General features: G+C 70.5%; 23 protein-coding genes. 12 read left to right on the forward strand and 11 right to left on the reverse strand.

Annotated features, from left to right (window positions below; translation table 11 throughout):
• Positions 1–87: 87 nt before the first annotated feature.
• The 4 genes from FE633_RS26300 (at position 88) to FE633_RS26315 (ending at position 3,276) form a co-directional block, all read left to right on the forward strand.
• Positions 88–693, forward strand: coding sequence for a sulfite oxidase-like oxidoreductase (locus tag FE633_RS26300; protein WP_138047667.1), 606 nt, complete (start codon positions 88–90; stop codon positions 691–693).
• Positions 686–1,456: a ferredoxin reductase gene (locus FE633_RS26305; protein WP_138047668.1), complete on the forward strand. Its 771-nt coding sequence runs from the start codon at positions 686–688 to the stop codon at positions 1,454–1,456. Before FE633_RS26300 ends, FE633_RS26305 begins: the two co-directional genes overlap by 8 nt.
• 167 nt (positions 1,457–1,623) lie before the next feature.
• Entirely contained in the window at positions 1,624–2,208 is a 585-nt protein-coding gene (locus tag FE633_RS26310; RefSeq protein ID WP_138047669.1) for an Rv1733c family protein, read from the forward strand.
• A 99-nt stretch (positions 2,209–2,307) separates the two neighbouring features.
• On the forward strand, positions 2,308–3,276 hold the full coding sequence (locus tag FE633_RS26315) for an acetylxylan esterase (protein WP_138047670.1): 969 nt from the start codon (positions 2,308–2,310) through the stop codon (positions 3,274–3,276).
• A 192-nt stretch (positions 3,277–3,468) separates the two neighbouring features.
• Here the strand turns inward: FE633_RS26315 and FE633_RS47870 are convergent, their stop codons facing one another.
• Entirely contained in the window at positions 3,469–3,783 is a 315-nt protein-coding gene (locus tag FE633_RS47870) for a hypothetical protein (RefSeq protein WP_212747282.1), read from the reverse strand.
• A 40-nt stretch (positions 3,784–3,823) separates the two neighbouring features.
• Here FE633_RS47870 and FE633_RS49300 point away from each other — a divergent pair, with 40 nt between their 5' ends.
• Positions 3,824–4,093, forward strand: a complete 270-nt coding sequence (locus tag FE633_RS49300; RefSeq protein ID WP_281291262.1) for an FAD-dependent oxidoreductase — start codon at positions 3,824–3,826, stop codon at positions 4,091–4,093.
• Positions 4,094–4,179: 86 nt separating this feature from the next.
• Here FE633_RS49300 and FE633_RS26325 read toward each other — a convergent pair whose 3' ends face one another.
• The gene (locus tag FE633_RS26325) at positions 4,180–5,001 is read right to left on the reverse strand and encodes a putative immunity protein (RefSeq protein ID WP_246113838.1); all 822 of its coding nucleotides are present in this window, start codon (positions 4,999–5,001) and stop codon (positions 4,180–4,182) included.
• Positions 5,002–5,567: 566 nt separating this feature from the next.
• Between FE633_RS26325 and FE633_RS26330 the strand changes: the two genes are divergently transcribed.
• The 5 genes from FE633_RS26330 to FE633_RS26350 all read left to right on the forward strand — a co-directional run bounded on the left by FE633_RS26330 (position 5,568) and on the right by FE633_RS26350 (position 10,556).
• Positions 5,568–6,722, forward strand: a complete 1,155-nt coding sequence (locus FE633_RS26330; RefSeq protein WP_138047671.1) for a serine hydrolase domain-containing protein — start codon at positions 5,568–5,570, stop codon at positions 6,720–6,722.
• 165 nt (positions 6,723–6,887) lie between these two features.
• Positions 6,888–8,039, forward strand: a complete 1,152-nt coding sequence (locus FE633_RS26335; protein WP_138047672.1) for an ABC transporter ATP-binding protein — start codon at positions 6,888–6,890, stop codon at positions 8,037–8,039.
• Complete coding sequence (locus FE633_RS26340; RefSeq protein ID WP_138047673.1) at positions 8,036–8,779, forward strand: ABC transporter permease; 744 nt, start codon at positions 8,036–8,038, stop codon at positions 8,777–8,779. The genes FE633_RS26335 and FE633_RS26340 overlap by 4 nt, the downstream gene beginning before the upstream one ends.
• Positions 8,776–9,450, forward strand: a complete 675-nt coding sequence (locus tag FE633_RS26345; protein WP_138047674.1) for an ABC transporter permease — start codon at positions 8,776–8,778, stop codon at positions 9,448–9,450. The genes FE633_RS26340 and FE633_RS26345 overlap by 4 nt, the downstream gene beginning before the upstream one ends.
• A 143-nt stretch (positions 9,451–9,593) precedes the next feature.
• A complete protein-coding gene (locus tag FE633_RS26350) occupies positions 9,594–10,556 on the forward strand; it encodes an ABC transporter substrate-binding protein (protein ID WP_138047675.1) in 963 nt (320 codons plus the stop codon).
• A gap of 8 nt (positions 10,557–10,564) precedes the next feature.
• Here FE633_RS26350 and FE633_RS26355 read toward each other — a convergent pair whose 3' ends face one another.
• Both FE633_RS26355 and FE633_RS26360 read right to left on the reverse strand, forming a co-directional pair.
• The gene (locus tag FE633_RS26355; protein ID WP_171060127.1) at positions 10,565–11,566 is read right to left on the reverse strand and encodes a sensor histidine kinase; all 1,002 of its coding nucleotides are present in this window, start codon (positions 11,564–11,566) and stop codon (positions 10,565–10,567) included.
• The gene (locus FE633_RS26360) at positions 11,563–12,504 is read right to left on the reverse strand and encodes an MEDS domain-containing protein (RefSeq protein WP_138047676.1); all 942 of its coding nucleotides are present in this window, start codon (positions 12,502–12,504) and stop codon (positions 11,563–11,565) included. Before FE633_RS26360 ends, FE633_RS26355 begins: the two co-directional genes overlap by 4 nt.
• A 171-nt stretch (positions 12,505–12,675) precedes the next feature.
• Between FE633_RS26360 and FE633_RS26365 the strand changes: the two genes are divergently transcribed.
• Positions 12,676–14,751: an ATP-binding protein gene (locus FE633_RS26365; RefSeq protein ID WP_138047677.1), complete on the forward strand. Its 2,076-nt coding sequence runs from the start codon at positions 12,676–12,678 to the stop codon at positions 14,749–14,751.
• 15 nt (positions 14,752–14,766) lie between these two features.
• Here the strand turns inward: FE633_RS26365 and FE633_RS26370 are convergent, their stop codons facing one another.
• Together FE633_RS26370 and FE633_RS26375 are read right to left on the reverse strand one after the other, a co-directional pair.
• The gene (locus tag FE633_RS26370; RefSeq protein ID WP_246113839.1) at positions 14,767–15,498 is read right to left on the reverse strand and encodes a thioesterase family protein; all 732 of its coding nucleotides are present in this window, start codon (positions 15,496–15,498) and stop codon (positions 14,767–14,769) included.
• A gap of 89 nt (positions 15,499–15,587) precedes the next feature.
• Entirely contained in the window at positions 15,588–16,352 is a 765-nt protein-coding gene (locus tag FE633_RS26375) for a class I SAM-dependent methyltransferase (RefSeq protein ID WP_138047737.1), read from the reverse strand.
• A gap of 160 nt (positions 16,353–16,512) precedes the next feature.
• Between FE633_RS26375 and FE633_RS26380 the strand changes: the two genes are divergently transcribed.
• Complete coding sequence (locus tag FE633_RS26380; RefSeq protein ID WP_138047679.1) at positions 16,513–18,123, forward strand: alpha-amylase family glycosyl hydrolase; 1,611 nt, start codon at positions 16,513–16,515, stop codon at positions 18,121–18,123.
• A gap of 4 nt (positions 18,124–18,127) precedes the next feature.
• Here FE633_RS26380 and FE633_RS26385 read toward each other — a convergent pair whose 3' ends face one another.
• Genes FE633_RS26385 through FE633_RS26400 form a run of 5 tightly spaced genes read right to left on the reverse strand, consistent with a single transcriptional unit; the run spans position 18,128 to position 22,198 of the window.
• The gene (locus FE633_RS26385) at positions 18,128–19,606 is read right to left on the reverse strand and encodes an MFS transporter (protein ID WP_138047680.1); all 1,479 of its coding nucleotides are present in this window, start codon (positions 19,604–19,606) and stop codon (positions 18,128–18,130) included.
• Positions 19,607–19,611: 5 nt separating this feature from the next.
• Positions 19,612–19,809 (reverse strand): hypothetical protein, encoded by a 198-nt coding sequence (locus tag FE633_RS47440; protein ID WP_171060128.1) that lies wholly within the window; start codon positions 19,807–19,809, stop codon positions 19,612–19,614.
• Positions 19,810–19,859: 50 nt separating this feature from the next.
• Positions 19,860–21,113, reverse strand: coding sequence for an RNA polymerase sigma factor (locus tag FE633_RS26390; RefSeq protein WP_171060135.1), 1,254 nt, complete (start codon positions 21,111–21,113; stop codon positions 19,860–19,862).
• Positions 21,104–21,445, reverse strand: coding sequence for a YciI family protein (locus tag FE633_RS26395; RefSeq protein ID WP_138047682.1), 342 nt, complete (start codon positions 21,443–21,445; stop codon positions 21,104–21,106). The genes FE633_RS26390 and FE633_RS26395 overlap by 10 nt, the downstream gene beginning before the upstream one ends.
• Positions 21,446–21,457: 12 nt before the next feature.
• Positions 21,458–22,198, reverse strand: a complete 741-nt coding sequence (locus tag FE633_RS26400) for an SgcJ/EcaC family oxidoreductase (RefSeq protein ID WP_138047683.1) — start codon at positions 22,196–22,198, stop codon at positions 21,458–21,460.
• Between the last annotated feature and the right edge of the window lie 77 nt (positions 22,199–22,275).

The following is a 22,275-nucleotide window of genomic DNA, read 5'->3' on the forward strand; positions in this document are numbered from 1 at the left end:
GGCTATTCCCCGAACCGGGCCAGGTACCGTGGAACGCGTACGCAGCGATCAAGGGCCGCCGCCCGCGGCCTGGAGGCACCGACCCGTATGCATGTCACCCGAGGCTTCACAGGACGCCCGCGCGTCTCCAACGCGGGGCTGCCGCCCGGCCAGTACGACGCGGGCGACGACTGGCCGGTCCTGTCCGCCGAGGTCACGCCCGAACTGGCGCCCGCGGACTGGACGTTCACCGTCGACGGGTTGGTGGCCGAACCGCGCACCTGGTCCTGGGACGAGGCGCACGCGCTGCCCGCTTCCGCCTACGAGGGCGACATCCACTGTGTGACGAGCTGGTCGAAGTTCGGGGTGCGCTTCGGGGGTGTCTCGGTGGACGCGTTCCTCGATCTCGTACGCCCTGCCCCGGAGGCGACGCACGCCGTCGCCTACGCGCACACCGGCTACACGACGAACCTGCCGCTGGCCGATCTGACCGGCGGGCGGTCCTGGATCGTCTGGGAGTACGGCGACGAGCCACTGGCCGCCGAGCACGGGGGCCCTGCGCGGCTGCTCGTGCCGCACCTGTACTTCTGGAAGAGCGCCAAGTGGATCGCGGGCCTGAGGATCCTCGACCACGACGAGCCGGGCTTCTGGGAGCAGAACGGCTACCACCACCGCGGCAACCCCTGGGAAGAGCAGCGGTACTCCGGTGACTGAGACCGAGCCGGCCAAGACCTTCACGCCCCCGACCCGGTTCGCCGTGCCCGGCCGGATCGCCGTGAACACGGACACGGCGACCACCTGGCAGCGCGCCACGCTCACCGAGATCCGCCGCGAGACTCCTCGTGCGGCCACCTTCCGGTTCGCCGTGCCCGACTGGCGCGGTCATGTGCCCGGCCAGCACCTGATGCTGCGGCTCACCGCGGAGGACGGCTACGTCGCCCAGCGGCACTACTCGATCGCGTCGCCGCCCGACGACGCCGGGCACATCGAGCTCACTCTGGACCATGTCGAGGGCGGCGAGGTCTCCGGCTGGTTCCACACGGTCGCGAAGCCGGGCGACACGGTCGAGGTGCGCGGGCCGCACAGCGGTTTCTTCGCCTGGACCGGGGACCGGCCCGCCCTGCTCGTCGGCGCGGGCTCCGGCGTCGTACCGCTGATGTCGATGCTCCGCCATCATCGCGCGCGCGAGCTGTCCGTGCCGCTGCGTCTGCTCGTCTCGGCGCGTGGCCCCGAGGACTTGATCTACGCGTCGGAGTACGGCGCCGAGACCACCCCCGTGTTCACGCGCAGCGCCCCCCGGGGCGTGTCCGTGGGGCGCCTGTCGGCCGCGCAGGTCGCCACGCTCCTGGCCGACCGGCCGGAAGGCGGCTGGGAGGCCTATGTGTGCGGCTCCAACGGGTTCGCCGAGCACGCCTCACGACTGCTGGTCGCCGCGGGTCAGCCGGTGGACCGTATCCGGATCGAACGCTTCGGCTGACCAGCAGCCCCGCCCGGGAGGACACCGCCCCCGGGAATCGGACCGCATCTCACCCGAGTCCCTCCGCCCCTGCGGGGAACCCGGTCGGCGTTCGACGGCTGACAGCCCGGTCCGGCGCGGCACGACGAACGACGCCGACCGGGCACGAGCGATGAGGAGGCAGGGGCATGGTCACGCGGGTCCGCGGCCTGCGCCGGCGACGCAATCCACTGCGCCGCCACTGCGACGTGGTGAAGGCGTGGACGACCCTTGTCGTCGTCGTGCTGCTGTGCGTAGGTGCCCCACTGGCGGGGCTCGCCACGGGGCGGCACGTGTACGACGAGGCAAGGGTCGCGGCCGAGGAGCAGCGGGCCGAACGCCACCGGGTGCCGGCCGAGGTCACCGAGCACGCGTCGACCGCGGTGCCCACTTCTGAGGGCGACAAGCAGCCCACCTCCCAGGTCACCGTGCGCTGGGCCGAACCCGGCGAGCGGCCGCGCACCGGCGAGGCGCTGGTCCCGGTCGGCACACGCGCCGGCGAGCGGACCGATGTCTGGCTGGACGGCCGGGGCCGGATCGTCGCGGCCCCGGTGGACAACACCGTGATCTGGCAGCGCACGGTGGCGGCGGGTGCGTGCGCGGCGGGCGGCATCGCGGCCGTCGTCCTGGCCGCGCACTTCGTGGTCCGCCGGGTGGCCCTCCGGCGCCGCATGGCCGAGTGGGAAGCCGAGTGGGCGCGTACGGGACCCGAGTGGCAGCGGCGCTGGGCCTGAGCGGCCCACCTGCCCGGATAAGGCCTGGCCGCCCGCCCACACCACCCGTACCGTGTGATCATCCGCATCCTTGACCTTGATCCGTAAAGGCGGTCATCCATGGCCTTGTTCGACCTGCCCCTGGACCAACTCCGGAGCTACCGCAGCGCGTCCGTCGAGCCCGAGGACTTCGACGCCTTCTGGGCCAAGACCCTGCAGGGGGCGCGCGAGCACGAGCTGGACGCACGGTTCGAGCCGGTCGAGACACATCTGACGTCCGTGAAGGTGTACGACGTCACGTTCGCCGGGTTCGGCGGTCACCCGGTGAAGGGGTGGCTGACGCTGCCTGCCGGCGCGGACACGCCACGCCCCGCCGTCGTCGAGTTCATAGGGTACGGAGGTGGACGCGGGCTGCCGCACACGCATCTGCTGTGGGCCTCGGCAGGCTTCGCGCACTTCGTGATGGACACCCGCGGTCAGGGCAGTGCATGGGGTGGTGGGGGCGGGACACCGGATCCGGTGGGCAGTTCGCCCGCGTATCCCGGGTTCATGACCCGTGGTGTCGACGAGCCCGAGGGCTACTACTACCGGCGTGTGTTCACCGACGGGGTACGGGCCGTGGAGGCGGCGCGCTCGCATCCGCTGGTCGACGCCTCGCGCACCGCGGCGGTCGGCTCGAGCCAGGGCGGCGGCATCGCGATCGCCGTCGGTGGTCTCGTACCCGACCTGGCGGCGATCGCCCCGGACGTGCCGTTCCTGTGCGACTTCCCGCGCGCGACGACGTTGACGGACCGGGACCCGTATCGGGAGATCGGCAACTACCTCAAGACACACCGGGGCCGCACCGAGCAGGTACGGCGCACACTCTCCTACTTCGACGGCGTGCACTTCGCGGCGCGCGGCCGGGCGCCCGCCCTGTTCTCGGCGGCCCTGGAGGACCAGACCTGCCCGCCGTCGACGGTGTTCGCCGCGTTCAACGCGTGGCCGCACGACGACAAGGAGATCGAGGTCTACGAGTTCAACGACCATGAGGGCGGGGGCCCGTACCAGGAGGCGGCCAAGCTCAGCTGGCTGCCCTCGCGTCTTTGACGGAACGGTCACCCCGGGTCCGCGACGCATGGCACGGCACCTCGCCGCGTTGTCGCATCACCCGAGTACGCCCTACCTGCGCTGGTCCTTCGCGGACGAGCGGGGCGTCGAGGTGCGGTTCGGTAAGCGTTTGTTGCTCTGGCCCGCCCGGAGAGCCAGTCCAAGCGCATGCTCGCCCCGTCCGGCGGTACGTCAGCCCGCCGCCATCCGCTGGGGCCACAAGGCCGTAGCCGTCCGCGCGAGCAACCACTCGCACGAGGTGACCTTCTCCAACGGCAGCGCGCGGTCACCGCCGATCTCGTCATCGGCGCGGACGGCGCGTGGTCGCGAGTGCGCCCGCTGCTGACCGACGCGACGCCGCAATACACCGGGGTGAGCTTCGTCGAGCTGCGCTTCGACGAGGTCGACACCCGGCATCCGACGATCGCTCACCTCGTCGGTTCCGGCCACATGTGGGCCAACGGCGACGGTCGCAACATCATCCTGCAGCGCAACAGCGGCGGCCACGTGCGCGGCTACCTCGGCATGCGCATTGAACTCGACTGGCTTGCCAGGGCCGGCCTCGGCGCACACGACGGCCGGAGCGGCGCGGTCGACGCCAACGGCGTCCAGGCGGTTCGCTCTGCCCTCGCCCCTGGCCTGGGAACACTGCCAAGGCATCACCCTGCTCGGCGACGCGGCACACCTGATGGCCCCGTTCGGTGGCCAGGGTGTCAACCTCGCCATGCTCGACGGCGCCGAACTCGGCCGGGAGATCGCCGCCGCGGTAGGGGCCGGCCATCCACAAGGCGACGGTCTGACCGCCGAACGGCAGTAGTTTCGCGAGCAGTTGCGGCTTCAGGCAGCTGAACGGTTCGAACCCGGTGATGCGAGCGCGTTGATCGCGAAGGACAGAGGGGTCCCTCAGCGGGAAGCGCGCAGGGAATCATCCAAGGTGGTCATCAGTTGTGCAATGCGGTTCTTGCCGGCTGGCGCGAGGGGATACCGTTCAAGAATATCGATCAAGACCGGTGTGGCGCGCTGCCGAGCCTGCTCGATCATCTTGTTCCCGACTTCGGGATCGTCGCCTGCGTTGATTTCAGCTATGCGCGCTGCACTTGCAGCGGCGCGCAGAATGTGGCCTACCTGGTGAGCTTTCGCGATCGGGTGGAGGTACGCGGCAGATGCGGCATCGCCGGCAGCGCGCGCAGCGAGACGTGAGGCTTCGGTGGAAGCTTCCTTCGCTGCTCGGTGTGCGTCCAACGAGGTGACACGCTGCAGCTTGGTCCTTCTCGCACCGTTGACGAACTCCCATGCGGCATCAAGGGCTGCGCGAGGTCGAGAATCACCGGGGTTGGCGTCCTCGAACACAGGGAGGACTTCCTGAGCGGTCTCTGCTACATAGCGTGCTACGACTCGCAACTCGTCCATGGTCAGCTCGAAGTCACCGGACACGGTCGTCGTCATGAAATCAAGCATCTCACTGGCGTCCCATCTGATGGCCAGTCGCCAAGCAAACGTCGATGCGGCCTGCACGATTTTGCGCCTCATCCGCCCCCATGAGGCGCCGCACGAGAATTCGGGATACGGTGGCCGGAGGATGAAAAGATCCGAGGCGTGCGCCGTCACCGCCGAAACCACATACGAGCGGTAGACCGACTTGAAGCCGCAGCCTTTCTGCTCCAAGAACCGCGCGTCTCTACCTTGTGGTCTTGCAGCCTCAAACGCAGCGGACATCCAGATCATTGAAATGCTCTTCTTGCTCAGCTATTCGTCTTTTCGGGTGTCAGTCCACATAAGTGGAGCTTGATGACAAAGAGAGGAAGGGCATCGTGAACAGACGGAGCAGGCGCAAAGCGTTCAATTTCAAAGCCGTGGCAGTAGCAGGAGCAGCAGCCATCGCCCTGGCCGTCGGCGGAGCCATCGCCGGTGCGATTGGCAGCAACGGAGGACAGCAGAGCACGACCACTACTCAGGCGAAGAAAGCAACTGCGAAGAAAGCAACGGCTAAGAAGGCCCCACCGCGGCCGCCTTCTCCGCCCGGCCAGTCCCGGTAGGGCTGCTGACGAGCCCTGACCTGCTGGAGACGGGAAGAAAGAAGACACTGTGTGGCCACTGGCTTGGGCTCCATACACCTGGAAGGAGCCCAAGCCTCCGGCCTGTGTTGCAGCGGCTACCAGGAGCCCACCGGTTCGCTGTTCCTCGAATGAGCCGTATCCGGCGGCTTCCACCCGGCCCGACCAGTCGGTACGTTCGGGGAGGCCGGGCCGATCTTCCGCGGACCCGGTCTTTCCGGCGACGACGGAGGGTCCATGTCCCAGGTTCAAGGCCACTGCGAGGCACACTTCGAGGCGGTGCGGAACGCGTTCGAGGAGAACTTCCGCGACCGCGGTGAGCTGGGCGCGGCGGTGACCGTCACTCTCGGCGGCGAGACGGTGGTGGACCTGTGGGGCGGCTGGGCGGACGCGGCCCGCACCCGCGCCTGGGAGCGGGACACGCTGGCCAACGTGTGGTCGACGTCGAAGGGGCCCACGGCGTTGTGCGCGCACATTCTGGCCGACCGCGGGCTGTTGGACCTCGACGCGCCCGTTGCCGTGTACTGGCCGGAGTTCGCGGCCGCCGGCAAGGAATCCGTCCTCGTACGGCATCTGCTGTCGCATCGGGCGGGCCTGTGCGGACTGCGGGAACCGCACTCGATCGAGCAGCTCTACGACTGGGAGCTGACGACGAAGCGGCTTGCGCAGACGGAGCCGTGGTGGGAGCCAGGGACGGTGTCCGGGTATCACGTGCTGACGTACGGCTTCCTCGTCGGTGAAGTGGTGCGGCGCGTCTCGGGGTTGCTGCCGGGCGCGTTCCTGGAGCGGGAGGTGACCGGGCCGCTCGGCATCGACTTCCGACTGGGGCTGCCGGAGAAGGAGACCGGTCGGGCGGCCGAGCTGGTGCATCCGCCGGCCACGGACAGCAGCGAACAGGCCGCGATCTTCGCCCAGTTGACGCCCGCGGCACTGGCCGCCCTGGCCAATCCTCCCATCGGTGTGGACGAGGCCCACACCGCGGAGTGGCGTGCCGCCGAGATCCCGGCCGCCAATGGGCACGGCACGGCACGTGCGGTCGCCGCGCTGTACGGGATCTTCGCCGGGCGGGGGTCGTACGGCTCGCACCGCGTCCTCGCGCCGGAGGCCGCCGAGCGGGTCCGCGAAGGGCAGGGCGTTTGCCGGGATCTGGTCCTCGGTGCCGGCTTCCAGCACGACACGGAGATCGGGCTCGGCCTCTGGCTCAGCGGCCCGGGCGGCTCGTACGGACCCAACCCGAGAGCTTTCGGGCACGACGGCTACGGCGGTTCCTGCGGACTCGCCGACCCGGAAGCGGGCGTCTCTCTGGGCTACGTCCCCAACCGCATGGGCTCACACATCGCCGACGACCCGCGGAAGATGGAACTCATAGACGCCCTGTACAGCGCCCTGTGACGCCGCCGCCCGGCCGCGCCCTCAGGCCGCCTGACCTGGACGTCACCCTCAACCGGCCGCCGCCACCTGCCGAACCGTGGCCAAGCGTCAACTGGCTAGAATACGCAGCCTCGTGCACGTGATCGCGCCACGCCGAGCACGCCCGTTCCCGAAGGGTTACGACGCTTGATAGCCATCGAAGAGGTCAGCAAGCGATACGCCGACGGCACGGTGGCCGTCGATCGCCTTTCCCTCCAGATACCGAACCACTCCATCACCGTGCTCGTCGGACCTTCGGGATGCGGCAAGACCACCACCCTGCGCATGATCAACCGCATGATCGAACCCAGCAGCGGCACGATCCGGGTCGATGGCGAGGACATCCAGCAGAAGCCGGTCAACGCCCTGCGCCGTTCCATGGGTTACGTCATCCAGAACGCCGGGCTCTTCCAGCACCGGACCATCCTCGACAACATCGCCACGGTGCCGCGGCTGCTCGGCTGGTCCAAGCAGCGCGCCCGGGACCGGGCAGCCGAGCTCATGGAGCGGGTCGGCCTCGACCCGGTCATGGCCCGCCGCTATCCGTACCAGCTCTCCGGAGGCCAGCAGCAGCGCGTCGGGGTGGCCCGCGCGCTGGCGGCGGACCCGCCGATCCTGCTGATGGACGAACCGTTCTCCGCGGTGGACCCCGTCGTCCGCCGCGGCCTCCAGGAGGAGTTGCTGCGCATTCAGGGCGAACTCGGCAAGGCGATCGTGTTCGTCACCCACGACATGGACGAGGCCATCACGGTCGGCGACCGTATCGCGGTGATGCGCACCGGCGGGAAGCTCGCACAGTTCGCCGCCCCCGACGAACTGCTGTCGTCGCCCGCCGATCCGTTCGTGGAGGAGTTCCTGGGCGGCGACCGAGGCATCCGCGGTCTGTCGTTCCTGTCCACCCGCGACCTCGAACTCGACCGCTCCCGGGTCTTCCCGGTGGGCACCGACCCGAAGCAGCTCGCCCGGAGCACCGGCGCGCAGCCTCAGGTCCTGATCACCGACGCCGACGGCAAGCCGCTGGGCTGGGCCGACCCCACGGTGTGGGACGGTGACATCGAGGCTCTGACGCCGTACGGGCAGAGCTTCGAGGTGGGCCGGGACTCACTGCGTATCGCCCTGGACCGGGCGGTCCTGTCGCCCACCGGTCATGCGGTCGCCGTGGACGGTGCAGGGCGGGTGCTGGGCACCGCCGGCCAGGAGACGGTCGGCGCGGCGATACGCGCGGCGAGGCAGCGGCAGGCCTCGGACTCCCCTGACGACCCGTCCGAGGGCTCCGCGCCGGTGAAGGCCGTCCGATGAACGGGTTCTTCGACATCCCCAGCGACCTGCAGAGCAGCTATCTCGGCCTGGTCTCCACGCACCTGCAGGAGGCCCTGATCCCGGTGCTCGTCGGTTTCGCGCTGGCGCTGCCGATCGGTCTGCTGTGCGTGCGCGTCAGGTGGCTCTACCCGCCGGTGCTGTGGATCACCACGGTGCTGTACGCCGTCCCGTCGCTGGCCTTCTTCGTGGTGCTCATCGACTACACCGGGCTGAGCCGGCTCACCGTGATGATCCCGCTGACCCTGTACAGCCTGGTGATCCTCGTCCCGTCGGTCGTCGACGGCGTCCGGTCGGTTTCCGAGGAGACGAACGCCGCCGCCGCGGCGATGGGCATCGGCCTCGTACGCCGCTACGTCCAGGTCCAACTGCCCATCGCCGTACCCGCGATCATCGCCGGGCTGCGGGTGGCCGCCGCCTCCAGCATCAGCCTGGTCAGCGTCGGCGCGCTGATCGGCAACCAGGGCGCGCTCGGCAATCTGCTGACCACCGCGATGCTCTACCAGCGCCCCGCCCTCGCCGTGAACTCGGTGGTCACCACCGCCGTACTCGCCGTGCTGGTCGACGCCCTGCTCGTGCTGTTGCGCAAGCTGCTCACCCCCTGGCAGCCGCCCTCCGACCGCAAGGTCCGGCGCACGGCCACGCGTGCGGCCGAGGGCACCGGGGCGACCCGCACCTCCCCTACGGCGGGCGGCGCCCGCGCACCGGAGCGCGTCTCGTGAACGTACTGAACTTCATCGAGTCCTTCTTCACCAACAGCGCACACTGGCGCGGCTACGACGGAATCCCGCAGCGCGTGTGGGAGCACATTCAGTACTCCGCAGCGGCACTCTCGATCGCCGCGGCCGTCGGACTGCCCATCGGGCTGGTGACCGGGCACACCGGCCGCGGCGGCAACGCGCTGGCCTTCGTGTCGGCGGCGGCCCGGGCCCTGCCGACCTTCGGGCTGCTGGTGCTGATGTTCGTCTGGCTCGGGCTGGGCGTGCTGCCCGTGATGGTCCCGCTCGTGGTGCTGGCGATCCCGCCGATCCTCATCACCACCTACGAGGCGGTGCGCACCGTGGACCCCTCCCCCGTCGACGCCGCCCGCGGTATGGGCATGTCCGAGGGGAAGATCCTGCTCCAGGTCGAGGTTCCGGCGGCGCTGCAGCTGATCCTCAGCGGTCTGCGCTCGGCGGCGATCCAGATCGTGTCCACGGCGACGATCGCCGCCTATGTGAGCCTGGGCGGGGTCGGCCGCTACATCGTCGACGGCCTGTACCAGCGGAACTACGAGAAGGTGGTCGGCGGAGCCACCCTCACAGCCGTCCTCGCGCTGCTCGTCCTCGTGGTGTTCTGGGCCGTGGGCCGCGGGGCCGTGTCGCCGGGTGTGCGCAGGCGCCGGGCGGCGTGACGTGGGATTTCAGGCATGTCGCGCACACGTGGCACTGCCGCACCGGTCTCAACAGGTGATCTATTGTGCTTGACGGCTTGTTCCCGGGCTCGCTTGGATCGATGTCCGTGCCCACCGGGCACTCTCCGCCGAACCGAGTCTGGATGAGCAACGTGACCATTGCCAGCAGCAGCACCCGAACGTCCGCAACGTACGCTGTATCCCTGCTCGTTGTAGCCGCGGTCGCCCTCACGGGCTGTGGTTCCTCCGACAGCTCCGACAAGGACGACCCCTTGCAGGGCAACGCCGCAGGCGGCGGCAAGGTCGTGGTCGGTTCCAACAACTTCCCCGAGAGCATCCTGCTCGCCGACATCTACGGTGAAGCCCTGAAGTCCAAGGGCGTCAAGGTGAGTTACAAGCTGAACATCGGCAGCCGAGAGACGACCTACGGTCTGATCAAGAACGGCACGCTCACCGTCCTGCCCGAGTACAACGGTGCGCTGCTGGCCTACCTGAACTCCAAGGCGGCCCCGAAGACGGCCGAGGAGACGACCAAGGGCATCGAGGCGGAACTCGACTCGAAACTCACCCTGTTGGAGTCGTCGGAGGCTCAGGACAAGGACGCGGTCGCCGTCAACGCGGCCACGGCCAAGAAGTACAAGCTCACGGAGAAGTCGACGATCGCCGACCTCGCCGGCATCGCGCCGAAGCTGGTCATCGGCGGATCGCCCGAGTTCCAGACCCGGCACCACGGGATCCCGGGACTCAAGGACGACTACGGCCTCGAGTTCAAGTCGTTCAAGGCGCTGGACGCGGGCGGTCCGCTGACGGTGTCGGCCCTCAAGAGCAACAACATCCAGGCCGGCAACATCTTCACCACGGACCCCGGCATCGAGAAGAACCAGTTCGTCGTCCTTCAGGACCCCAAGAACCTCTTCGGCTTCGAGAACGTGACGCCGTTGGTGTACCAGAGCGATCTCCCGGCCAAGGGGGTTTCCGCGCTCAACGCCGTATCGGCGAAGCTCGACACGGAGACCCTGATCGAACTCAACAGTGAGGTGCAGAACAAGAAAAAGGACCCGCTGGACGTGGCCAAGACCTGGCTGTCCTCCGAGGGACTGACCTGACGGGCAGCTCAACGCCCGTCCGGCCCAGGCCCCGTGAGTGCACGCGTACGCCGGAAGTACATGCGCACGACGGAGCCCTCGGGACCTAGTTCCTCGGTCACCAGATCGCTCAACTGCCGTACGGCCCACATCCCGTGGCCGTTCACGCCGCGGGGTTCGGGAGGCAGGTGCCCGGGGAACGGCGCGGGCGGGACGGTCGTGCCTGTGTCGGAGACCTCGCAGGTCACGTAGTCGGGGTCGCTGCGCAGACGCACCACGCCGCGCCCGCCCCCGTACCGTACGGCGTTGACCACGGCCTCGTGCACGGCTGCCACCAAGTCGTACGTCCGCTGCTCGGGCAGCCCCAGACCGTGGGCGTATGCGGTGAGGGCGCGGCGGACGGCCGCCGAACGGCCGCGCGCGAAGGGGATGTCGTCGTCTTGGTTCGCGGGTGTGGCCGCGGGCTTGCCGGACGGCCGGGCCGCATCGCACTCGGCGTAGAACTCGGCCGGGTCGGCGTAGTGTCCGCTGGGTGCCGACTCCCTTGCGCCGAGGGCGAGTTCGGGGTGGGTGCGGATCGCCGTGCCGACGATGCCGGCCGGGAGGTCACCGGCGTCGTAGGGGCAGAGGATCCAGTGACCTGTGTCGGCGAAGGCCACGTTGAGCAGCGATTCGTAGCGCATCCACTCGCGGGCCTCGAAGTCCGTACGGCCCGACCAGACCGGTTCGCCGATGATGCGGACCCGGCGTGAGGCGCCCGAGGGACCGGTGCCGTGGTCGGCGCAGTAGGCGCTGTACCGGCCCATGGTGCGGGAGGGCCAGCCGTACCAGTCGTCCGCGTCGATGAACTCGACATCGCGGGAGCGGCGGCCGAGCGCCTCGTCGAGGAGGGTGATGTTGCGGGACTTCACGACGGCGAGAACGGCGTCACCGGCGTCCAGGCCGTCGTGGACGAAGGTGAGGGTCCCCTCCAGGAACTCGTCGTCCGAGCCGTAGCACAGCGCCTGATGAACGAACCCGGTGCGGGTCACGGACCTTCCTCTCCCCCGTTGGCCCGCTGCTCCCCCAGTTCCTCCTTCTCGCCCCGCTTCCCTTTCTCCACGCGCAGACCGGGGACGCGGTCCCACCCCGTGACCCGCATCAGCCGCTGCACATGCGGGGCGACGCCGTGCAGCACGAGGGTGCCGCCGGATTCGTTCAGGCCGAGTGCCGAGAAGACCAGCAAGCGCAGCGCGCCGACGTCGACGAAGCGCAGCTCGTGCAGGTCGAGCCGGGTACGGACGCCGTTGGCGGGGCGGGCGAGGGCTCGGGTCGTCTCGGCGTGCAGGGCGCGGGCCACAGCGGTGACGTTCGTGTCGTCGATCTCGCCGGCCAGAGCGAGGCCGGGCGGGGCGAAGGTGCGGGTGATGGACAGGAGGTCGTCCTGCCAGACGAGGTCGGCGGCGACCCGGCCGTGGTGGAGCCCGTCGAGCGGGGCCAGTTCGCCCTCGTCGAAGACGCGGCGGTCGTACTGGCAGATGCCGAGGACCGGCAGTGACGCGAAGACGGGGTCGAGGAGGAGTTCGCTGTCGTGCAGCGTCTTGAGGCCCTTGCCCGCGTGGCGTCGCAGGATTTCCATGCTGACGCGCAGCCCGAGGTAACCCTCGGCAACCGCGCGGCGCGCCTCGCGACGGATCATCTCGTCCAGGTCCCACAGGCCCTCGGGTGTCGCGAGGTGCGGGTCCACGGCCAGCCGCCCGGCGGCGAGTTCGTCGTCGACGGCGCAGCCGTGCGCCTCCAGGAAGGTGAGAGCGAGACTCGCCGGCAGGTCGGCCGGCGGCAGGACCAGCCCGCGGTGCCCGCTGGCCAGCCCGTCGAGGAGGAACGCGGCGAGTACGGTCTCCCGCTCCTCGTCCGTGTCATAGCCGAGGAACAGATGGTCTCCGGCGCGCATCTGTCCCACTGCTCTCAGGGCGGGCACGGCTTCCATTCCCCCGCACCTCCCAAGATCGCCGCTCGGCGTGCCGGGTTGTTTCCACGCTACGCCCTCGGCGGGCTCGGTGTGAGGGGATGTGTCCGATTCAGGGTCACCCGACCGGGGGTCGGACACGGGCCCGTAACGGAGTTAAGGTGACCGCCATCGGTCGGTTGAGGGGGAGCGATGGCGTCCTCAGTGCGCAACGGCAGCACCGGCAATCTTCCAGCCGAGGCCAACGCATTCATCGGACGCGCATCCGAACTCACCCGAATCTCCGGCCTGCTGGGCACGGCACGGCTCGTCACCCTCACCGGCCCCGGGGGTGTCGGCAAGTCACGGCTCGCGCTGCGCGCCGCGCATGACGAGAGCGCCGCGTTCCGAGGCGGGGTGTGGCTGGTGGAGCTGTCGGAGCTGAAGAACCCCGACCTGCTCACGAACGCCGTGGCCGAGGCGGTCCGGCTGACCGAGCAGACACTGCGCCCGCTGCTGGACGCGGTCTGCGAGCATCTCACCGTGGGGCCGCTGCTGCTCGTCCTGGACACCTGCGAGCACGTCCTCGACGAGTGTGCGCGCGTGGTGCAGGAGCTCCTGGCGAACGTACCGGAGTTGAGGATTCTGGCCACCAGCCGGCAGCCGCTGGGCGTGCCCGGCGAGCATCTGCTGTCCGTGGCGCCGCTGCCGCTCGGGGAACGCGACGACGCCGTGGCGCTGTTCGCGGCGCGCGCCATGGCCGCCGTGCCGTCGTTCGCACTCACCGACGCCAACCGGACGAACGTGGCGGCGGTCTGTGCCCGCCTCGACGGGATTCCGCTGGCCCTGGAACTGGCGGCGGTACGGCTGCGCGGTTTTCCGCTCGACCGGCTCCTGGAGGGTCTCGACTCCCGTTTCGACCTGCTTGTCTCGCCAGCCCGGCCACGGCTTGCCCGGCACCAGACACTGCGTACGGCGATCGGCTGGAGCCACGAACTGTGCACTCCGCTGGAGCGGCTGCTGTGGGCCCGCCTCTCCGTGTTCGCGGGCGGGTGGGACGTGGAAGCGGCCGAATTCGTCTGCCACGGCGGCCCATTGGACGCCGAGGAGATCCTGGCGCTGCTCGCCTCCCTCACCGAGAAGTCGATCGTGACACGCGAGGGTGACGGCGTGGCCGGACGCTACCGCATGCTCGACACCGTGCGCACCTTCGGCGCCGAGTGGCTCGACGGCCTGGGCGAACGGGACGCCGTGCGCCGCCGTCATCGTGACTACTTCCGCTGGATCGCCCGTCAGGGAGAGGCCGAGTGGCTGGGCCCGGGGCAGCGGATGTGGGCCGAGCGGCTGACCGTGGAGCACGCGAACCTGCGGCTCGCCCTGGAGGAGTGCCTGGTGGCGCAGGCACCCGAGACGGCGCTCGAACTGGCGGGGACGCTCTGGTACTTCTGGTTCGCCTGTGGTTTCGCCGAGGAGGGGCGAGGCTATCTGGAGCGGGCGCTGCGCCGGGCGCACGACCCGGGCCCCGAGCACGCCCTGGCGATCTGGGCACACCGCCTGGTCACCGTCGTCCCGGACGATCTGGACGCGGCCGAGTCCGTCAGCGCCGCGTATGTGTGGCTCGCCCAGGAGCGCCAACTGCCCGTGCCTGCCCTGCCCTTGACGGGCGCGAGTCTCGCCGTGCGCGGTGAGTCCGCGCGCTCCGCCGTGCTGTACGGCAGCAGTCCGCAGGGGCCGGGCGGCGGGGGCGGAGCGGAGTTCTTCCAGCTGCTGACGCTCGCGTTGCAGGCGTATCTCCTGGCCGGGCAGGGCGCGTTCGAGCGGTGCGCGACCGTGGCCGAGCGGCTGCGCGCCGACTGCGCGAAGCGCGGCGAGGTGTGGATGCGGGCCTGGGCCGACTTTTTCGTCTCCCTGGCCGGGATCGGCCTGGGGCTGCCGGACGAGGGGCTGCGCTCCGCGCGGGAGGCGCTGGCCGCCAAGTGGCGCGTCCACGACCGCCTCGGTGTCGCGGCCGTCGCCGACCTCCTGGTCGCCGCGCAGGCCTCCCGCGACGAACCCGAGACCGCCGCGCGGCTCCTGGGCATCGGCACACGCCTCTGGTACGCGGCCGGGCTGCCACAGCTCGGCGACTGCGAAACAACTGTCTTCCGCAGGGAGTACGCCCGACATCTGCGCACCGTGCTCGGCGAGACCGCGTTCGCCGAGGCGGTGCGCGCGGGCCAGGAGCTGGGGCCGGACGAGGCGATGCGGCTCGCGCTGGGCGGCGCCCTGGAGGACCAGGCGGACCCCTGACCGGCCGGACGGGTTCTAGTGTCCGGGCGGGGTCTGGTGTCCGGGCAGGGTCTGGTGTTGGTGTCCGGACGGGTTCTGGTGTCCGGGCGCGTCCTGGACCACGCGGGCCTGGCGGGCGAGGGCCAGGAGCCGTCCTTCGGCGGAGCGGACCTCGCTCTCGTCGAGCGCCCAGCCGTTGCCCGCCTGTTCGGTGCGTATCCGGACCAGCGCCCAGCCCTCCGCCGGACCCGCGTCCAGCGCGTCGGTGAAGTGAACGGTCAGCTCAGCGGTCGGTATGGGACACGCGGTGCGCCAGCGGGCGTACAGCCCGGGCGGCAGGACGTCGGTGAGGATCGCGACCGCCTCCGCGTCCAGCGCCCGGCCGTCGACGAACCGTACCCAGGCGACGAGTTCTGCCTTCTCACCGCCGCCGAGCGGCTGGGCGTCGGTGGCGGGGCGTATCTCCAGGTTCTGGGCGAACGGCGACAACTCCAGGGGTGAGTCGAGGAGCCCGCAGTCCTGCGGTCCGGGGACGGCGAGCGACGGGCGGCCGTCATACGCGGGCCCTGGGCGGCCGGGGCCGAACACCGCGGACCCGACGAGGACACGGGCACCGTCCTGCCGGCCGGTGACCGCGCAGGTGGAGGCGCGGCGCCGGGCCGACGGTACGGCGACGGACAGGTGCAGGGATCCGGCCACGGCGGGCGCGAGGAAGTGCGCGGTCAGGGCCCGCACCGGGCGGGCTCCCCGGCTGCCGGGTTCGCGCATCGCTATCATCCTCATGCGTGCCCCCCAGTGAGTTTGAAAAGTAGACTCACTATGTCCATGTGGGTTGGGAAAGCAAACTCACAAGCGGCTCACCATGCCGGGCGCGTGGCCACCACCATCCGGCAGCGTGGGCTGCCGTCGCTCCTGTGGCCGAACTCGGGAAGCGTGTGCAGGTCCACCTCGAACCCGGCCCGCATCAGTTCGCGTCGTACGTCGCCGAGCCGGAACGCGCGGTAGTACATGACGAACGGAGGACGCCACACCGCGTTGCGTACGCGCATCGCCGTGTCGAAGGCGAGCAGAGCCCAGTAACCGGGGGAGCCGGGCCGGGCGGGGGCCACGACGGGAAAGGCGAACCGCCCGCCGGGGCGCAGCACCGAGTACACCTGGGCGAACAGCCCCGGCACCTCCCGCGGCAGGAAGTGCCCGAACGCCCCGAAACTGACCACCAGGTCGAAGGCGGGCCCGAAGGGCAGGGCGCGGGCGTCGCCGCGCACCCACGCGACCGGAGGCCCGCCTGGGCGCCCACGTTCCCGTGCCCCTCCCCTTGCGTTTTCCCGTGCGCTTTCCCGTGCCACGGCGAGCATGCCCGAGCTGATGTCGACGCCGGTGACATGCTCGCGGCACACCGCGCGCAGCACATCGATGCCGGCACCGGTGCCGCAGCACAGGTCGAGCCCGCGGTCGAACGGGCCGATCCGGTCCAGCGCCCGCGCGACGGAGCGCAGGATCGAGTCCGGCGTACGGAACGGGGTGTGGTCGAACTTCGGCGCGAGCAGGTCGTAACCATGCTCGACGGACGAAAGCGCCTGGACGGCGAGCTCGCGGAAGGTGGGGCCCTGAGGGGTGAACATCATGGTCAGCTTAGCCATGTCGAAGCCCTTGCCATGAGGCGGACTTTTCGGACGTACCCCGGGGCTGTCACCCTCGACAGTGTCGGCGTGGATCCCCAGGTCTCGTCGGCCGCGCCGCTCCATGTCGAAGTGCTCCTCAGGAAAGGCCGTAGTCAACCTCATGACCTCTTTCCGTCCCGCACCCGCCTGGCTGGCCGACGCCGTGTTCTACCAGATCTATCCGCAGTCGTTCGCGGACTCGAACGGCGACGGCATCGGCGACTTCAACGGGATCACCGAGCGCCTCGACCACCTCGCGTGGCTGGGCGTCAACACCGTGTGGATCAACCCCTGCTTCGTCTCACCGTTCCGTGACGCCGGATACGACGTCTCCGACTACCTGAGCGTCGCGCCCCGCTACGGCACCGGCGAAGACCTCGCCAAGCTCGTCGATCTCGCGGGCCGGCGCGGCATCCGCGTACTGCTGGACCTCGTCGCCGGCCACACCTCCGACGAGCACCCCTGGTTCACCGCCTCGGCGAACGATCCCGACGACCAGCGCTACATCTGGACGTCCCAGGGCTGCCCCGACGGCTTCGTCCCCTCCCCCGGCAGCCGCCCGGGCGCGTATCTGCCGAACTTCTTCGACTCTCAGCCGGCCCTCAACTTCGGCTACGCGCGCGAGAACCCGGCCGAGCCGTGGCGCCTGCCCGTGGACGCCGAAGGCCCGCGCGCCAACCGCGAGGCACTGCGCACGATCATGGACCACTGGCTGCGGCTCGGTGTGTCGGGCTTCCGCGTCGACATGGCCGCGTCACTGGTCAAGGACGACCCGGGCAAGGTCGAAACGAGCGCGCTGTGGACGGAGCTGCGCCTCTGGCTGGACCGTACGCACCCGGAGGCGGTGCTCCTCGCGGAGTGGGGCGAACCGGATGTCTCCGTACCGGCGGGCTTCCACGCGGACTTCTTCCTCCACTTCGGCGGCCCCGCCGACGGGCTCGCCCTGCGCTCGCTGTGGAGCAACCGCGAAGGCACGGTCAACGAAGACTGGGACCCGCTCGACTGCTTCTTCGACGCGATCGGCAGGGGTTCGCCGCGCCCCTTCGTCGAGGCGTATCACCGGGCATCCACCTCCCTCGGCACCAGCGGCTTCATCTCCCTGCCCACCGCCAACCACGACTTCTCCCGCCTCAACTGTGGCCCGCGCACGGCCGAACAGCTCCCCGTCGCCTTCGCCTTCCAGCTGACCTGGCCCACACTTCCGGCGATCTACTACGGCGACGAGATCGGCATGCGCTACGTCCCGGGGCTCCCCGACAAGGAGGGCAGCGTGATCGGCCCCCACTACAACCGCGCGGGCTCACGCACTCCCATGCAGTGGGACGACGGCCCGAACGCCGGTTTCTCCACGGCCCCTGCGGACGCCCTCTACCTCCCGCTCGACCCGTCCCCCGACCGCCCCACCGTCGCCGCCCAGCGCGCCGACGAGACCTCCCTCCTCCATCGCGTACGCCGCCTCATCGCGCTGCGCGCCCGCACACCGGAGCTGGGCTCGGGCGCAGCGGTGGAGGTACTGCACTCCGGATATCCCTTCGTGTACGTACGCGGCGGGCGCTGTCTCGTCGTCGTCAACCCACAGCGGAACGAGGTGAGGCACGCATACGACGGCCCCGGTGTCGGCCGGCCGCTGGAAGCGTCGGGAGTGACGGTCGACGGCGGCACCATCACGGCGGACGGGTTCGGATTCGGGATCTTCGAGCTCGCCGATGACCGCGAAGTCACGCTCTCGTAGCCCGTCACGAACGCACCGGACGTGAGGCGACCGCCGCTTCGCGCCCCGCCGCCGTGCGCCGCTTCGACGGGCGGCCGGACCCGCGCAGCAGGAGCAGCGCGCAGGCCAGCCCGACCGCCGCGAGGACGACGCACGCGGTGAACGCCGCCTGGTAGCCCTCCGTCAGGGCAGCGAGCCGGTCGGCGCCGCCGGTGTACGAGAGGGCGACCGACGCGACGACGGCGACTCCGAAGGCACCGCCGACCTGGAAGGCCGCGGTGTTGATGCCGGAGGCCACGCCCGACTCCCGCTCCCCCACCCCGGTCAGGGCGGCGATGGATCCGGCGACCGCGCAGGCGCCGAGCCCGGGGCCGAAGATGAGGAGTCCCGGGAGGAGGTCACGGACGAAGCCGCCGTCCACCGGTACTCCGGCCAGCAGCAGGCTGCCCGCGCCGACCAGCGCGAGGCCGCCGGCCGCCACCGGACGTGGCCCGATACGGGTGACCAGGGCCTGACCGGCGTACGAGCCGATCACGGCCGTCGCGGGCATCACGACGTTGTAGAGGCCGAACCGCAGCGGCGAGTAGCCAAGGACGCCCTGTCCGTACTGGGAGAGGGTGTACGACATGCCGAAGGCGGAGCTGCCGAGCAGGAACACCACCAGGTTCGCGCCGCTCACTGACGTGGAGCGCAGCAGCCGCAGCGGAACCAGCGGTGACGCCGAGCGTGCCTCGATGCGCACGAAGAGCAGGGCCAGCGCGGCGGCAGCGATCAGCAGGCCCGCCGTCCGGACCGACAGCCATCCGGCGCGGGGCGCCTCGACCACGGCGTACACGCACGCGACGAGCGCGGAGGTGGCGACGAGGGCGCCACCGGGATCGTACGAGCGGGTGCGCGCTCCGGTGCGGCTCTCGCGCAGGAGCACCGGGCTCAGGGAGAGGAGCAGGAGCGCCACCGGCACGTTCAGGAAGAAGATCCACTCCCAGCCCAGCACATCGGTGAGCGGTCCGCCGATCAGCAGCGCGGCCGTGGCGCCGAAGCCACCGCTGCCCGACCAGATGGCGAGGGCCTTGTTGCGTTCGGGACCCTCTTCGAAGGTGTTGAGGAGGATGGACAGCGCGGTCGGCGCCATGACGGCGGCCGAGACGCCTTGCACGGCGCGCGCCGCCACCAGCACACCCGCCGTCCAGGCGAAGCCGCACAGCAGCGAGGACACACCGAACAGCAGCGTGCCGGTCATGAAGACGCGACGGCGGCCCAGCAGATCTGCGGTGCGGCCGCCGAGGAGCAGCAGTCCGCCGAAGCTGAGCAGATAGGCGCTCATCACCCACTGGGCGCCGCCCGCGGAGAAGCCGAGCCCGTCGGCGATGGACGGCAGCGCGAGGACGACGATCTGGGAGTCGAGGATCACCATGAACCCGGCCAGGCAGAGCAGCGTGAGCGCCTGCCAGCGGCGGGGATCGGGAGCGGTGACGGGCGTGGCTCCGGATGTGGTGGCAGTCATCGTGCTCAGCCCCCGAGCCGGGGGCCGGCCAGCCACACGTCCGGTGTGCCCGGCCCCTGGTCGGCCGGGGCGCCGGGCGCGCTGCACGGCGACGGCGACGGCTGCCGACGCGGGTGCGACAGGCGGAGCAGGCGCGGCAAGCGCAGTAGGCGCGGCAGGCGGAGAACCGTCCGGGTACGGCGCGTGGGAACGATGGCGGTCATGGGCCTCTCCCGTGTCGTAGGGGTACCTTCACCCCACCGACGAAGGGCCTCTAAGCCGATCGACACTCCGCGAGCCGCTTTTCGAGGAAACGCCGCTCGGCGTCGTTCTCCACCAGCTCCAGCGCCCGCGCGTAGGCCCCGGCCGCCTCGTGGGCACGCCCCATGCGGCGCAGCAGGTCCGCGCGGGTGGCGGGCAGCAGGTGGTAGCCCGAGAGGTCGCCCTCCTGCTCCAGCTCCGCCACCAGGGCCAGTCCGGCCTCCTCGCCCTCGGACATGCCGACCGCCACGGCCTGGTTCAGCCGCACCACGGCGGACGGCACGAACCGCGCCAGTGCCCCGTACAGCGCCGCGATATCGGCCCAGTCCGTCTCCTCGGCCGTGGCCGCGGTGGTGTGGCAGGCCGCGATGGCGGCCTGGATCTGGTACGGACCGGGGCGGCCGCGGCGCAGGGCGGTCTCCAGCAGGGCGGCGCCTTCGTCGATCGCGGCGCGGTCCCAGGCGGTACGGTCCTGGTCCTCCAGCGTCACCAGCTCCCCTGCCGCGTCCACACGCGTGTCCCGGCGGGCGTCGTGCAGGAGAAGGAGCGCGAGCAGGCCGAGCACCTCGGGCTCGTCGGGCATGAGCCGGGCCAGGACGCGGGCGAGGCGGATGGCCTCCGCGCACAGGTTCGTCCGCACCAGATCGGCGCCGGACGTGGCGGCGTACCCCTCGTTGAAGAGCAGGTAGACCACGCCCAGCACGCCCGTGGTGCGTTCGGGCAGCAGATGCGCGGGCGGGACGCGGTACGGGATGCCGGCGTTGCGGATCTTCCGCTTGGCCCGCACCAGGCGCTGCGCCATCGTCGCTTCGGGTACGAGGAAGGCGCGGGCGATCTCGGGCGTGGTCAGCCCGGCGAGCGTCCGCAGTGTCAGGGCCACGCGGGCCTCGATGGGCAGCGCGGGGTGGCAGCAGGTGAAGATCAGCCGCAGCCGGTCGTCGCGGAGCCCGCTGTCGTCCTCGTGGTCGGGGTCGTACGGTCCCTCGTCCCGCGCCAGCACGGCCGCCTCCCGCAGCTTCTGGGCCCCCACCGCCTCGCGCCGCAGTACGTCGAGGGCCCGGTTGCGCGCGGTCGTGGTCAGCCAGGCGCCGGGGCGACGTGGCACTCCGTCGCGCCGCCACCGGTCGAGGGCCTGGGCGAAGGCGTCCTGCGCGCACTCCTCGGCGAGGTCCCAGTCGCCGGTCACCCGGATGAGGGTGGCGACGACTTGACCCCATTCGTCACGGAAGGCGGCGGCGACCGCCGCCTCCACGTCGTTCACTCCCAGACCGGCCGCACCTCCACCGAGCCGCCGCCCAGTGCGGCGGGATGCCGCGACGCGATCCCGAGGGCCTCGTCGAGGTCGGCCACCTCGATGATGTCGAAGCCCGCGACGTACTCCTTCGACTCCACGAACGGCCCGTCGCTGAGCAGCACTTCGTCGCCCTGCACGCGCACGGTGGTGGCGTCGGTCGACGGCCGCAGCCGCGCTCCGCCCTTGACCACGCCGCTGCCCCGCATCTCGTCGATGTACGAGGTGAAGCAGGGGTCCTTGGCGATCTCCTCGGGGCTGAGCTCCTCGCCGCCCACGGGGGTACAGATGAACAACACGTACTTCATGACCGATCCTCCTCAGCCTGCGGCGCCGTCGGTGAGTCCGGCGTCGAACGGAACGGACAGGTGTTGGTGGATGATCTGCCAGCGGTCCCCCGCCGCACGGTAGCCGGTGGTCACCCGCACCGTGCTGTCCAGCGGCTCGCCGGTGGTGAGCGTGGCACGCATCCGGACGAGCGCGTGGCTGAACGCGACGCTCTCGTCCACCCGGACGCGGAAGTCGAGCACATCACGGCTCACGGGGCCGGTCACGGTGGAGAACCACCACTCCTGAGCCTTGCGGAAGGCGTCGATCCCGCGCTGCTCCAGACCGCTCATGGGGTGGAACACCTCGACGTCCGGGGCGTAAGCGGCCAGCAATCGGTCGATGTCCCGGTCGCGGGTGGCCCGGGTGATGTCGGCGTCGATGCGGCGGATCTCGGACTCGGCGTCCTCGTCGTACCAGAACGCGCGCACCTCCATGGCACCGATGGTCGCCACGGGATGCTTCGCGGCCGCCTGGATGGCCTCCTCCATGCTGTCGCACTCGAGGATGTCGAACCCGGCGATGTACTCCTTCGTCTCCGCGAACGGTCCGTCGGTGCGCAGCACCTCGCCGTCACGTACCCGTACGGTGACCGCCTCCGCGGGCAGCCGAAGCCGGTGGCCGTGCAGCCGTACGCCCTTCTGGACACCCATCTCCTCGACCCAGGGCTCGACGGGCGCCATGCCGGAGGCGTCGGCGGTGTCGTCGCCGCAGACCAGCAGCATGTACTTCATGGTTCCTCCTGGTGCTCATGGGATCCCTGCACCCCACCGACGAACGGGCCGGCGCCGAATCGACACCCTTCCACCAT

The sequence above is a fragment of the Streptomyces montanus genome (assembly GCF_005786655.1).
GTDB classification, from domain to species: Bacteria; Actinomycetota; Actinomycetes; order Streptomycetales; family Streptomycetaceae; genus Streptomyces; species Streptomyces sporangiiformans.

Bases quoted from the DNA above. Each gene is read 5' to 3' on its own strand.
- FE633_RS26300 (WP_138047667.1), top strand. From the start codon at position 88: ATGCATGTCACCCGAGGCTTCACAGGACGCCCGCGCGTCTCCAACGCG.
- FE633_RS26310 (WP_138047669.1), top strand. From the start codon at position 1,624: ATGGTCACGCGGGTCCGCGGCCTGCGCCGGCGACGCAATCCACTGCGC.
- FE633_RS26315 (WP_138047670.1), top strand. From the start codon at position 2,308: ATGGCCTTGTTCGACCTGCCCCTGGACCAACTCCGGAGCTACCGCAGC.
- FE633_RS26325 (WP_246113838.1), bottom strand. From the start codon at position 5,001: ATGATCTGGATGTCCGCTGCGTTTGAGGCTGCAAGACCACAAGGTAGA.
- FE633_RS26330 (WP_138047671.1), top strand. From the start codon at position 5,568: ATGTCCCAGGTTCAAGGCCACTGCGAGGCACACTTCGAGGCGGTGCGG.
- FE633_RS26340 (WP_138047673.1), top strand. From the start codon at position 8,036: ATGAACGGGTTCTTCGACATCCCCAGCGACCTGCAGAGCAGCTATCTC.
- FE633_RS26350 (WP_138047675.1), top strand. From the start codon at position 9,594: ATGAGCAACGTGACCATTGCCAGCAGCAGCACCCGAACGTCCGCAACG.
- FE633_RS26360 (WP_138047676.1), bottom strand. From the start codon at position 12,504: ATGGAAGCCGTGCCCGCCCTGAGAGCAGTGGGACAGATGCGCGCCGGA.
- FE633_RS26365 (WP_138047677.1), top strand. From the start codon at position 12,676: ATGGCGTCCTCAGTGCGCAACGGCAGCACCGGCAATCTTCCAGCCGAG.
- FE633_RS26370 (WP_246113839.1), bottom strand. From the start codon at position 15,498: ATGCGCGAACCCGGCAGCCGGGGAGCCCGCCCGGTGCGGGCCCTGACC.
- FE633_RS26375 (WP_138047737.1), bottom strand. From the start codon at position 16,352: ATGTTCACCCCTCAGGGCCCCACCTTCCGCGAGCTCGCCGTCCAGGCG.
- FE633_RS26380 (WP_138047679.1), top strand. From the start codon at position 16,513: ATGACCTCTTTCCGTCCCGCACCCGCCTGGCTGGCCGACGCCGTGTTC.
- FE633_RS26385 (WP_138047680.1), bottom strand. From the start codon at position 19,606: ATGACTGCCACCACATCCGGAGCCACGCCCGTCACCGCTCCCGATCCC.
- FE633_RS47440 (WP_171060128.1), bottom strand. From the start codon at position 19,809: ATGACCGCCATCGTTCCCACGCGCCGTACCCGGACGGTTCTCCGCCTG.
- FE633_RS26395 (WP_138047682.1), bottom strand. From the start codon at position 21,445: ATGAAGTACGTGTTGTTCATCTGTACCCCCGTGGGCGGCGAGGAGCTC.
- FE633_RS26400 (WP_138047683.1), bottom strand. From the start codon at position 22,198: ATGAAGTACATGCTGCTGGTCTGCGGCGACGACACCGCCGACGCCTCC.